Annotated in this window: 4 protein-coding genes and 2 pseudogenes; all 6 read left to right on the forward strand. The window is 39.3% G+C overall.

Features of this window, described 5'->3' with window-relative positions:
- Positions 1-202 precede the first annotated feature (202 nt).
- Positions 203-1,249: a galactose-1-phosphate uridylyltransferase gene (gene galT, locus INQ00_RS05355; protein ID WP_197546426.1), complete on the forward strand. Its 1,047-nt coding sequence runs from the start codon at positions 203-205 to the stop codon at positions 1,247-1,249.
- Positions 1,250-1,303: 54 nt separating this feature from the next.
- Positions 1,304-2,458, forward strand: a complete 1,155-nt coding sequence (galK, locus tag INQ00_RS05360) for a galactokinase (RefSeq protein ID WP_197546427.1) — start codon at positions 1,304-1,306, stop codon at positions 2,456-2,458.
- The gene (gene galM, locus INQ00_RS05365; RefSeq protein WP_197546428.1) at positions 2,452-3,477 is read left to right on the forward strand and encodes a galactose-1-epimerase; all 1,026 of its coding nucleotides are present in this window, start codon (positions 2,452-2,454) and stop codon (positions 3,475-3,477) included. Before galK ends, galM begins: the two co-directional genes overlap by 7 nt.
- A 254-nt stretch (positions 3,478-3,731) precedes the next feature.
- Entirely contained in the window at positions 3,732-5,504 is a 1,773-nt protein-coding gene (locus INQ00_RS05370) for a ShlB/FhaC/HecB family hemolysin secretion/activation protein (protein WP_197546429.1), read from the forward strand.
- Positions 5,505-5,565: 61 nt separating this feature from the next.
- A pseudogene (locus tag INQ00_RS05375) lies at positions 5,566-12,617 on the forward strand (two-partner secretion domain-containing protein); the annotation flags it as partial.
- A gap of 1,275 nt (positions 12,618-13,892) precedes the next feature.
- A pseudogene (locus INQ00_RS09860) lies at positions 13,893-14,312 on the forward strand (DNA/RNA non-specific endonuclease); the annotation flags it as partial.

Raw genomic sequence — 14,312 nt, forward strand, 5'->3', positions numbered from 1 at the left:
TTCATTTTTTCATAGCAATTATCATAGTAAATTTGAATAAAATTGAAAGCGGTTACTTTCAAAAATGCTACATTCGTCACAAAAAAGTGATTGGATGAGCGGCTTATTTCCTGATTTTGTGATAATGATCACGGTTTATTTTTTTTAATTTGTTATCTTATGAGAAAATTTTTTGTAATCGTTTACATTTTGGAGCAAAAATATGAGCGAAACCGTATTTGAACCGACAGATCATCCACATCGTCGTTATAATCCGTTAATTGACCAATGGGTTTTAGTCTCGCCACATCGTGCTAAACGTCCATGGCAGGGGCAACAAGAAAAAGTGAGTGAGGAACAAAAGCCAAGCCACGATCCAAATTGTTATCTTTGCCCGCGTAATAAACGTATCACTGGCGAACCTAATCCGGATTACCATAAACCTTATGTATTCAAAAATGATTTCTCGGCTTTATTAGAAGATACACCCGCGCCAGAGCAATCAGCCGATCCTCTTTTCCAAATGAGCCAAGCTCGTGGTGAAAGCCGTGTTATTTGTTTTTCACCAGATCACAGTAAAACCTTGCCATTATTGACCGCACTAGAAATTGAAGAAGTGATAAAAGTGTGGCAAGAGCAATTGCGTGAATTGGGCCAAAAATATCAGTGGGTACAGATTTTCGAAAACAAAGGTGCGGCAATGGGATGTTCCAATCCCCATCCGCACGGACAAATTTGGGCAAATAGCTTTCTACCAAATGAAGTCGCACGTGAAGATGTTGCTCAACGAAATTATTATGAAAAACACGGTTCGGTACTTTTAGTGGATTACGTTCAAAAAGAATTAGAGAAAAAAGAACGTATTGTGGTGGAAACCGAGCATTGGGTTGCGGTGGTGCCTTATTGGGCGGTGTGGCCGTTTGAAACCCTGTTGTTGCCTAAATTGCATGTAAAACGCTTAACAGAATTAACTGAAGCTCAAGCTAAAGATCTTGCCGTGATATTGAAAAAATTGGCAACGAAATACGATAACTTATTTGAAACGTCTTTCCCTTATTCGATGGGCTTCCATGCTGCACCATTTAATAATGAAGATAACGAACATTGGCAGCTTCATGCGCATTTTTATCCACCGTTGTTGCGTTCAGCTACGGTTCGCAAATTTATGGTGGGTTATGAAATGCTAGGTGAAAGCCAACGTGACCTCACCGCTGAACAAGCCGCAGAAAGATTACGTGCGTTAAGCGAAGTACATTACAAAGAACGTTAAGAAATCCTTTCCCTCTTGAGTTAAGAGGGAGTGTGAAAGATAAAGGAAAATAATATGACTCCAGTCCAAAAATCCCAACACATTTTTACTCAAAAATATAACAAGCAACCTGAACTGACCGTGTATGCACCAGGTCGTGTGAACATTATCGGCGAACATACCGACTACAATGATGGCTTTGTAATGCCTTGTGCGATCAATTATGGTACAGCCATTGCGGGATCAAAACGTACTGATCATATTTGGAATGTTTATGCAGCAGATCTTGATCTTGAGGATACCTTTTCTCTTGATGAAGATTTCCCTCAAAGTGAGCAAAAATGGGCGAATTATGTGCGTGGTGTGGTGAAATTTATTCAAGAACGTTACCCACAATTTAAACAAGGTGCTGATTTAGTGATTTCTGGAAATGTACCACATTCTTCTGGTTTGAGTTCTTCTGCTGCTCTTGAAGTAGCGACGGGTAAGTTCTGCCAACAACTCAGTGATTTACCTTTAACACATACAGAAATTGCTTTAATTGGTCAAAAAGCTGAAAACAAATTTGTAGGCGCAAATTGCGGAAACATGGATCAATTAATTTCTGCTTTAGGACAAAAAGATCATCTCTTAATGATTGATTGCCGTAGCTTAGAAACACAGCCAACGCCTGTGCCGAAAGATGTCGCTGTTATCATTGTGAACTCAAATGTACCCCATGATTTGGTGACGGGTGAATACAATACACGCCGTTGGCAATGTGAAAAAGCGGCAGAATTCTTTGGTGTGAAAGCGTTGCGTGATGTGTCAGTAGAAGAATTCCAAAAAAGAGAAGCAGAATTGACCGCACTTAATTCTTTAGTGGCTAAACGTGCACGTCATGTGGTGACTGAAAACCAACGCGTACTTGATGCCGTTGAAGCCTTAAAACATAACGATTTAACAAAATTAGGTGAGTTAATGGGGCAATCTCACGAATCAATGCGCGATGATTTCGAGATTACCGTGCCGCAAATCGATTATCTTGTTGAACTTGCTCAATTAGTGATTGGTAAAACCGGTGGCGCGAGAATGACGGGCGGTGGTTTTGGTGGTTGCATTGTTGCCCTTGCACCTCATGATAAAGTTGAAGAAGTGCGTAAAATTATTGCCGATAATTATGAGAAACAAACGGGTTTAAAAGAAGATTTCTACGTTTGCACAGCCTCACAAGGAGTGAGTCTATGCTAGAAAAAACGGCGTTCAATGCACCAGATGGACAGCCTTATCAACTTGTTCAACTCACCAATTCAAATGGCATGACTGTGCAATTTATGGATTGGGGAGCCACTTGGCTTTCTTGTAAAGTCCCTGTGAATAGTGTGTTGCGAGAAGTATTACTTGGCTGCAAAGTGGAAGATTATCCTCATCAAACCGCTTATTTGGGTGCAAGCGTAGGACGCTATGCAAATCGTATCGCTAACGCCCAATTTGAATTGGGTGAGCGAACAATCCAGCTGGTTGCGAATCAAGGCAAACATCAATTACATGGTGGTAAAGAAGGCTTTGATAAACGCCGTTGGAAGGTGGAAGAGTGCGGTCAGAATTTTGTGCATTTTTCCCTTGTGTCTCCCGATGGTGATCAAGGTTTTGAAGGTCATGTACAAGTTAATGTACTTTACACGCTAACCGATGAAAATAGCGTAAAAATTGAATACGAAGCAGAAAGTGATAAAGATACCGCACTGAACTTAACAAACCACGCTTATTTCAATTTGGAAAATGCTGAGCAGGGTAGTGATGTGAGAAATCATACATTACGCCTCAATGCGGATTTCTATTTACCGGTTGATGGTGAAGGCATCCCAAATTCACCACTTAAGCATGTGGTGAATACCAGCTTTGATTTTCGTGTTGCAAAACCAATCGCACAAGATTTCCAACAAGGCGATCAAGTGGTAACAAAAGGTTACGATCATTCTTTTATCGTCAATAAAGCATGGCAAAAACCTTGTGTATTATTGACTTCCCCTAATGAAGATTTAAGCCTTGAAGTGCTCACATCCCAAGCAGCATTACAGGTATATACAGGAAACTATCTTGCAGGTATCCCAACTCGTAAAGGTGGCACTTATCAAGATTTCAGTGGCATCGCACTTGAAACGCAATGCCTTCCCGATACCCCTAACCATCCCGAATGGCAAAATTATGGCGGTATTCAAAAACCAGGTGAACGCTATTACCAGTGGACTGAGTTTAGGTTTAAATAGTTAATCAGTTAATAAAAGTGCGGTTAAAAACTATTGTGTTTTTAATCGCACTTTATATTTTATTCTCCTTAATTTAAGTCATTTCATTATTATATTTATATAAAAGGTTAAATAACCTTAAAAAAATTGCAGTTATTATTTTGTTGACTGTTTTTGTATGGTTTAATAAAATTAAATTTGTTTAGTTTTTTAGTATGGTATTTAAATTTATTAAATCCAATAATTTTCAACATCTTAATAACCACAAATTTATTATGACTATATCTAGATTGTTTGGAGTGGGATTATTTCTGGTGTCCCCTTTTATCTTAGCTAATCCACCTTCTACAAATGCAAATGTAGAAAAACAAATTGATGCTCAACAACAAAAACAACAAGCGGAACAAGAGGCTGCAATTTTAGCTCAGCAAACGCAATCAGCGAATGTGCGTTTGGAGGCAGAAAAAGAATCGTCTCCTAGCTTTCCACAAAATGAAGCACAATGTTTTCCCATCAATCAATTAGCACTCACAGACTATCAAGCTGAAGAATCCACTTCATCAACAACTCCTCTTAAACTTGCTCAACCTAGCCAATTTTCTTGGGCATTAAAATCAGTTTATGCTGAACGTGATTTTGCGCTACCGGCTTGTATTGGTTCAGAAGGGATTAACGTATTACTTCGTCGTATTCAAAATCGTTTGATTGATGCAGGTTATGTGACAACACGTGTTGTAGTTGAACCACAAGATTTGCGTTCAGGCGTGTTAGTTTTAACGGTAATACCAGGTAAAGTGGGTCGCATTCAATTACAAGACCAAAGTGCTATTCCATTTGCGACACGCGGTACGCTATGGTTTGCTATGCCAATGTCGCAAGGAGACATGTTAAATGTACGCAATATTGAGCAAGGATTAGAAAACTTAAAACGTGTACCAAGTGCTGATGCCAATATGGAGCTTGTACCAAGTGAAAATGTAGGGGAAACCGATATTGTGATTTCCTATAAACAGACATTGCCTTTTCATTTAACTTTAGGTGTAGATGATTCAGGTAGCAAAGCAACAGGTCGCTTACAGGGCTCAGCAACATTTTCTTGGGATAATGTGTTAACACTGAACGACATGTTCTATATCAGTGGTACGCGTAGCTTTAAGCGTAATAGTGACGATGCAGAAGGCGATTATGGTAGTAAAAATATAACACTCTATTATTCTATTCCTTGGAGAAACTACCTTTTAACTCTTTCAGGCTCTAAATATTCTTATCATCAAACAGTCGCAGGGGCTTTTGAGTCTTATGTCTATTCTGGCGAAAGCCAACAAATGAAAGTGAATTTAAGTCGCTTACTCTCTCGTGGTAGTCAACATAAAACGTATATCAATGGTGCATTATGGACGAAAAAATCTCATAACTATATTGATGATACAGAAGTTGAAGTACAACGTCGTCGAACAGCAGGTTGGGAAGTGGGGATTAATCATACTCACTACATCAGCGACCTTGTTTTGCAGATTTTTGCTGGTTACAAGCGTGGTACAGGCGGTAATAAAGCGCTACCAGCACCAGAAGAAGCGTTTGGTGAAGGGACTTCACGCATGCAAATTATTACAGCGGGACTTGATTTAACGTATCCATTTACGATGGGTAATCAACCATTTCGTTTCAATACTAGTTGGAATGGTCAATGGAATCGCACACCTTTAACTCAACAAGATAAATTTAGTATTGGTGGGCGTTATACCGTACGAGGGTTTGATGGTGAGCTTTCGCTTTCGGGTGAAAAAGGTTGGTTATGGCGTAATGAACTTGGGTGGGACATTGCTAATAAAGGGCATGAGCTTTATTTAGGTATAGACCAAGGTAAAGTGCATTCTAGTCAAGATGAGCTTCAAGTAGGAAGTAGCTTAATTGGTGGGGTGATTGGTCTTAGAGGCAAATTATGGGGAATTAACTATGATTATTTCGTAGGTAAACCGATTAAAAAGCCAGAAGGATTTAGAACCAGTAATGTGACAACCGGATTTAATGTAAGTTACCGTTTTTAATACGTATTTATCAGATTAATTGAAATTAGACAGAATTTAAAATTTAAAGGAAATTGAGAAAATGAATAAACGTCATTACAAAGTTATTTTTAGTCGTGTATTAAATCAACTTGTTGTGGTATCTGAACTTGCCAAATCACAGGGTAAAGCACACAAAGAGAGAATATGAGCTCAGAACAGTCAAAAACAGGGTTGTTTTCAACCGCGCTCTCACTCAACCCTATCCATTTTAGCTTAATGCTAGCATTAGGCTTTGTGTTCCTTTCACCTTCAGTTCAAGCTGAAGATATGGCTATTCGTGCGGATAAATCAGCACCAGGTAATCAACAGCCGACAGTATTACAAACAGGTAATGGCATTCCACAAGTTAATATTCAAGCACCAAGTCAGGCTGGAGTATCGCGTAACCAATATTCACAATTTGATGTGGCAGAGAAAGGGGCTGTATTAAACAATGCTCGTAAAGCGGCACAAACTCAGATGGCTGGCTGGGTGCAGGGTAACCCAAATCTTGCTCGTGGTGAAGCGAAAGTGATTTTGAATGAAGTTAACTCAGCGAATCCAAGCCGTTTAAAAGGTTATGTAGAAGTAGCGGGTAAAAAAGCAGATGTGGTGATTGCTAACCCTAGTGGCATTCAGTGTGATGGCTGTGGTGTGATAAATGCAGGGCGTGCAACGTTTACTACGGGTAAGGCAGAAGTTGAAAATGGTGAATTAAAAGGCTATCGCGTACAAGGAGGAAAGGTCTCAGTAGGTCAAAAGGGGATGGATACCTCTAAAGCAGATTACACAGATATTATTGCAGATAAGGCTGAAATCAAAGGTGGTGTGTGGGGTAATAAAGTTAAGGTTACCACAGGTAAAAACAAGGTAGACCGCACCAATGATTCGGTGGTTTATGTTGGTGATAAAAATACAAACGAAACTGACCGCACTTCAGAGAGCCAAAATGGCCAAACACAAACTTACAGTGTGGATGTGGGCCAATTAGGCGGGATGTATGCTGAGAAAATTCATTTAGTGGACAATGGTCAGGGGCTTGGTGTACGTAATGCGGGGCACATTGGTGCTGCTGCAGGTGAGGTGAAGATTGATAGCCAAGGGAAAATTGTCAATGATGGCTTTATTGGGGGCAGCGAAAACACCCAACTTAATGCGAAAAAGAATATTGAGAACCGTGGCACAGTTTATGCTAAAGCTCAGGCACAACTTAATGCTCAAAACATTGATAACAAACAGGGTGTCATTGCAGGTAAACAAGTGCAGCTTAGCGCGAATAATGTTGATAACCGTAAACAGTCAGATAAAGGCTCTCTGATTGTAGCCTCAGATAAAGTAAGTGTTAAAGCGAAAAATGTGGATAACCAAGGGACGAAAGCTAACAGCAAAACGGAGCAAGGTATTCGTGGTGCGCAAGTGGCGATAATTGCTGATAATCTTTCTAACCAGCAAGGTGGAATCTATACCGATGAACATGCAAATCTTAACATGACGAAAACCATTGATAATAAAGATGGTGAAATTGAAGCGAGTAAATCAATTGAATTAACAGCTAAAACTTTAGCAAATGATGGCTCAGTAAAAACAAAAGGCGATTTAACCGTACATTTGCAAGATGGGTTGGTGCTTAATAATGCTTTCCAAGCAGGAGGTAGTTTAGATTTCAAAACTCAAGGAAATCTAACAAATAATAGCCAACTACGTGTAGGTAACAAACTTAGTGTTCAGGCTGCGAATATTGAAAATACTAAAGAAGCTGAAATTAGCGGTAATGAAACACACATTAACACAAATACTTTGACTAACCGTGGTTTAATTGATGGTGCGCTAACTGTTGCAAAAGCAGTAACGATTAATAACCTTGGTACTGGTCGTATTTATGGTGATCATCTTGCGTTGCAAGGTGACACTCTAAACAATCTTGAAGAAGACAATAAATCAGCAGTGATTGCAGCGCGTGAGCGTTTAGATATTGGTGTAGATAGAGTTTTAAACCGTAATGAAAGTACTCTTTTAAGTATGGGGAAAATTTATGTAGGTAAAACTCTCGATGAAGATAATCAAGCGGCCGGAAAATCGACTTATGTTCACAACCATAATGGTGTAATTGAGGCGCTAAATATTTACGATGATGCGAAAAGTAAAGCAATTACCTTTAACACAGGTGTAGTAGAGAATAAGCACTTTTTCCTTGAGACAGAAAATGTGGATACCTCGTCTACACCGGTTTTTGAGTATCGAATTGGGAATGATTCAACTATCTATGGTAAAGACTCTGGGGTTTATAAAGTTAAACAAGATAATAAAAGTAGTCGTTTGGGGCTAAACCGAAAAATAAGAGATCTTTATCATATTTTTTCACCGGATGGCAAAATCGAAAGTGATAACTGGCATGAGTATGATTATACCCGTACGGTAAATGAAACCATGGTGCTCGCCCCGAAATACCAAGAAGGTAAGATTTTAAGTGGTGGTGGGATTGACTTTAATGATGCACGTGTAGATAACCAAGACAGTAAAGTAATTGCTGGTGGGGTAATTGAAACTGCCGATGGACAATTAAATAACGAAGAATTTAAAGGTCGTACGATAGTCACGGATAAAGGAAAGGTAACCGCTTATTATAAAGCTAGAAAAAAAAGAAATCGCTTTGACCGTTACTATACTACAGCCAGTGATACCAATATCTACTTTAAACAAAATGAAAGTGTGAAAGATTTAGGGCTATTTGCTTATAAAGAAAATGTGGCCCCTGAATTTACTAATAACGGCGTAGCAGGTAAAGCTAACGTAGGTGATGTAGTATTAAACCGCCTGACACAATCTCTTGATAAATCATCGCTCTATAATATTAATCCTGATGCGCCGAGTGGTTATGTGATTGAAACAGACCCACGTTTTGCTAATAAACAAAAATGGCTAAGCTCAGATTATATGCTGAATGCTTTGCAGTATTCTCCAGATAATATGCAGAAACGTTTGGGGGATGGTTTTTATGAGTTACGCCTTGTCAATGAGCAAATCAATCAGTTAACTGGACGTCGTTATCTTGAAGGTTACCAAAATGATTTAGAGCAATATCAAGGTTTGATGAATAACGGTGTTCATTACGCCAAAAAATTAAATTTAGTACCAGGTGTGGCATTAACTGAAAAGCAAATGTCGGAACTCACTACTGATTTAGTGTGGATGGTAAATGAAGAGGTGACATTACCAGGTGGTAAAAAGCTCAATGTTTTAACGCCTAAGATTTATTTAGCTTCTAACCGTGCTCAAGTCGCACCAACAGGAGCTGTGATTTCTGGTGATAGCATTGTGGCTAAAGTTACCAGTATGAATAATAATGGTACCTTGATCGCAAGTGATTTGGTGAATGTTTACGGTCAAGATCTACAAAATAAAGGGGTAGTTTTAGCAGATAACGTCAACCTCAATGCTGATCAAAAATTAGTGAACCTTGGCGGTAAGATTATGGCTGCAGATAGCTTGTCTCTATACGGTGGAAAATCCGTAGAGCTTGGTGCAACCACAACAGAAACACAAAGCCAATTAGGTCGAACAGAAACGGGTAATAAACAAGTCGATCGCCAAAGTGAATTGAAGGTAACAGGCAAGGATGGTGAGTTATCTATTCAAAGTGGTGGTGATATCACAATAAAAGCAGCAAATGTGAAATCGGCAGGCACGGTTGATGTAAATGCCAAAGGTAAGCTTTTGGTGACGACTGAGAAGCAAAGCAGTAAAGAACACTATGACTTTAGCGATAACCATCATTATCACTTAGATAAAGAAGGTGAGGTGAGCTCTGTTATTGAGGGCAAAGAAGGCACTCGTTTAGTGGGACAAGAAGAAACCACACTTCGTCAAGCTAAGGTTAATAGTGAAGAAGGTAGAACTATTATTGCCTCACAAGGCGAAGTGAAGCTTGAAGAAGGACGAGATATTGAGCATTTAGATCGCCGAAATAAACAAACATCAAAAGGTTTCTTAACAAAAGAAACCGAAGAAATGCGTCGTCATCATGATTATGATCTAAGCAAAGGCAGTGAAGTAAATGGTAAGGATGTTATTGTTTATTCACAAGATGCAAATGCGACAGTTAAAGGCTCTTCGATTACTGCACAAGATGGCTTATTGGTGCAAGCGAAGAATGTTAATGTGAAAGAGGCGGAAAACAACGCTTACGTTGAAGAACATTATGAGAAAAAACGTTCTGGTTTAGCTACAAGCTTTAAAGGTGGCGTGGCAAAAATTGGTTATGAGAAAAGCAAGTCTAATCTAGACAGCAAATCCATAAGCTTAGAAGCAGCAGGTAGCCAATTAACAGGTGGTACTACAACTTTAGCCGCTGAAAATGTCTTGACTGTGCGAGGTTCTGATTTAAACAGTCAGGAACAATCTGATCTACGTGCAAAACAAGTCAATCTTGAAGCAGCAAAAGAAGTACATCATACCGAAGTACATCAATCGAGTAAAACAAGCGGTTTTGGTTTAAGCATGGTTTATGATCCAACTTTGAAAGCCATAGATCAATATAAACAACGCCAAAAACAAGGTGGTACAGAAACCGTTGTAGGGAAAATTAACTCTATTGCAGAAGCTGGCGCAGATGCAGTGGAGTTAATGAGCCGTGGTATCGTACCGTATTTGGAACACAAACGCAGTAAATCAGATAAAACCACGATAGAAACAACCGCAAAAGTGACCGCAGTTAATGCTGGCGGACAACTTAATGTGGTGGCGTCTGAAGGTGATATTCGCACACAAGGTACACAAATTGCAGCAGAGAAAGGTGCAACATTCCTAGCCTCAAATAATATTGAGTTAGGAACGGCTGAGAACACTTATACTCAGCAGGCCAATACCTCAGATAAAGGATTTAGTTTAGGTGATGCGAATAAATACCTTTTTGGTGTACACACTCAACGTGAAAATGGCGATGCAACTCAAACACAAGAAGTATCAACGACTATTTCTGTAGGTGGTAATAACCAAATAGTGGCACAAAAAGGTGATATTCATGCTAAAGGTGCCAAAATTGTGTCTGAGGGTAAAAACCAATTATCTGCAGCGGGTAATGTTGTTTTAGATACAGCGGTTACCACACAAGATACAACGCAGCAACGTAAAGGCCATGCGGTAGGTGAGGCTGTTATTTCAGATTCTGAACGCTTCTATGGTTATAACCGTACTCGTTTTAACCAAGATGGTAACTTTACTCACCATGAAAAAGCGCAATTAGCGAGCTTAGGTGATAAGGTAGAAGTGTATGCCGGTAAAGATTATCGTCAAACATCAGCAGAAATTTTATCAAAAGATAAAGCTTCCATTAATGCACAAAATATTATTGTGGATTCAGCTTTTAATACCGATAAATATAAACAAAGTGAAAGCGATCTAAAATTTGGTCAATTTACTCGTGTAAAATCACCAATTATTGATTTAATCAATAGTATTGAAAGCACTGTAAAAAATAAAAAAGCCTCAGATCGTGTGCAAGCAGCAAATATCATGAGTGTTGCAGCACAAGCTTATAACTTGGCCTCTGCATTCCAAGGGCAAGGAGGTGCATCTTATTTAATTCGCGTGGAATCTGGTACTGGGGTCGCTCATAGCCGTAAGAAAGAAGACAGCTATCAGCACACCAGCCAAGGCAACCTATTTAATGCGAAAGAGATTGAGTTTACTGCACGCGGTGATGGCAGCACAAATGCACAAGGTAATCCGCAGTTAGGGAATATTAATATCACCCATGCAGATATCACTTCTGTCGATGAAAAAGGTAACCGCTTAAAAGACAGTAGCGTAACCTTTAATGCCAATAACCTAACGATTGATCCAGGTAAGAGTACGGTAGATCAACATGCCCGTTCACAAAGTGCAGGTGTTGAAGTTGGGATGGCGGCAACAATTGGTGCGCAAACTGGTATTGGTATTTATGCTCGTGTAGGTGGTTCAAGCAGTAAAACCAATGTAGAAGGGGTGAACTATACAAATAGCCATCTTAATACTGAAACCTTGAATATCAATACTCAAGGTGATACTACATTAACGGGCACGACAGCCAAAGCTAAAACAATCAACGCTAACGTAGGTGGAAATCTCAATATTGCGAGTGTGCAAGATGAAAACAAATTTGAGACCAAATCAAGCGGCGGTGGTTTAGAAGTTGAGTTTGGCTGGGGAAATAACTGGCGTGTAAGTGGTTATGCTAATTCAGAAAAAGGTGAATCAGGCTATAAACAGGTGAAAGAGCAAGCAGGATTATTTGCTGAAGAAGGCGGATATCATGTTAATGCGAAGAATGTTCACTTAAAAGGAGCAGCGATTACCAGTACGAATCCGGCTAATAGTGAATTAGCAACCAATAAGCTGACTTTTGAAGATATTCAAAATGAAAGTCACAGTGATGCTATGAGTATGTCATTTAGTGCGAGCTATAGTCAGAGTGGTGGTACACCAAAAGATAATTCATCATCAGGTAGCTCTCCATTTAGCCAAATTGGCTCGAAAATGAAGGATAGCTTTTCATCAAATGGCCCAACATCTTCGTCAACGAACTTTGGTGGTGGCTTACCAATGAATGAGTCTGATTCGGATAACTCGGTGACTCGTGCAACCTTAACTGAAGGCAAGATTATCTTAAATAAAGATACTGCACCGACGCAAATTACAGCGCAGGCTTTGGGTATTAATACAGATATTAATCAAGCTAACGGTGAAGTTGATAAGCCAAAAGATGTTAATCAAATCTTAAGCGAACAACGCCAAATTTCAGCCGCTGCAGGGAATATTAAAAGTGCGGTTAATACTTATGTTGAAAGACAACGTGCCCCACTTTTAAAAGAAGTAGCTCGTTTGGAGGAAGAGAAAAAAGCACTTGAGGCTCGTCAAGATAAGGCGGGTGCTGAAGCTGTTGCAGAACAATTAGCTATTGTTAAAAATGAAGCCGAACAATGGAGTGTAGGTGGTAAACATTACCGTAAGGCGAATGCGATTACTTCTACGATTATTGCTGCATTAAGTGGCCAATCTGCACAAGGTATTGCTGCTACAGCCGCATCACCTTTTGCTAATGCTTTAATTAAAGAGCAGACAATAGATAAAGAAACCGGCAAAGTAAATCTTGTTGCCAATACCGTTGCTCATGCTCTTTGGGGAGCAGTGGAAGCTAATGCTCTTGGTGGTAGTGGTACGTCAGGTGCTTTAGCTGCAGGTGTTGCAGAGCTTTCAGCTCCTGTTGTTGCGGCTATCACTCAAGCTGTAATGGCCGATTCTAAAGATATGCCTAAAACAGCAGAAAAAAACACTATTGATAAGTTAAAAACACTTGTGGATAAAGTTAGAGCGACAGACCCAAGCCAATTATCTGATAAAGATAAAGAAATGGTTGTGGGTATCACAAGCCTTATTGGTCAAACTGTTGCCTATTCATCTGCTTCTGCTAAAGGTGCAGATTCTTACAGTGCCTCTAAAAATGGAAATATTGGAGGTATTATAGCGGAGAATGCAGTAGCAAATAATTGGCTTCTGAAAGAGGAAATTGAAGCCGCAGATAAAGCTTATGATGCTTGTAAGCGTAAGGCAGACCCTGAAGCTTGTAGAGAAAAAATTGTAAGAGAAATGAATAATCTAGATATTAAGCGAGAGAAGGCCAAACTCGCCTTATATAGAGATCTTCAACGAGAGTATTATCAATTATATAAGCAGAATCTTTCTGCATGTGGAGGCGGGGCATCTTGTGTTGAGACTGCTGGGTATGAGGCTCGTAGAAAAATTGAAGAAATTGAAGTTCAACGTGTGAAGAAAATGTTTCCAGATGGGATGATTACAGATAAACGTTCATTACAACGAGTCGCAGATAATTTAGTTACCGGAGGTTATTACCCAGATGGAAAATGGCCAGAAGTTTTAGCTGCTGTCCGAGATTATGGTAAGAAACTTAGTAATCAGGTTAATAATAATGTTGATTCTATCAAGAGAATTTGGAATAAGAATTCGTTAGCTGATATTGGGAAGAAAGGCGTACAAAAAGCTAAAGGAGAGCTCGAAAATCAAATTAAAGCAGTTAAAGATGGTGCTAAATATGTTAAAAACCTAGCAACAGACCCAATGGCTGGTCTTAAGATAGAAGAACAGATAGAAAAATTTACTGTTAAAACGGCTTATGACCAAACTACTGCAGTTTTAGATAGCATTTCAAGTAAAATATCAGGTAAGGTATCAGGTAAGGTATCTGAAAAAGTGAACGCAAATTCTCTTGGAAATGGGAAGAATATTAAAGTAGAATCCCCAAAACCAACAAAAGAGGGGTATGTTAAACAAAATATTAATTTAAATGATCCTAAACAGAGAAGGTCGCTAAATAAGCCTAAACCTAATACAGAATATAATTTAAGTAATGGACATTCATATCGTACGGATCATCTGGGTCGAGTCACTGAGGCGAAGGGGCAGCTTATTTTAGATAAAGCGGAAAGGAACAACTACCAACAAAGAATAGCTGGAGGAGAGTGTCGCCTAGAAACCGACTGTGGTGGACATTTGATCGCTTCGATGTTTAATGGTTTTGGTGGAGCCATAAATTTAACAGCTCAGGATAAAATATTAAATGGTCCGAAGGGAAGATGGTATAAATTAGAGACTCAATGGGCAAATGCAATTAAAAAAGGAGAAAAGGTAGAGGTTCGAATAGTGCCGATTTACCAAAAAGATAGTACAAGGCCTACAACATTCGCTGTTGTGACATCTATTAATGGTAAACAGTCACCAGGAATATATATTAACAATACACCTACAGGATATTAG

The organism is Haemophilus parainfluenzae, from assembly GCF_014931275.1.
In the GTDB taxonomy this organism is placed as follows: domain Bacteria; phylum Pseudomonadota; class Gammaproteobacteria; order Enterobacterales; family Pasteurellaceae; genus Haemophilus_D.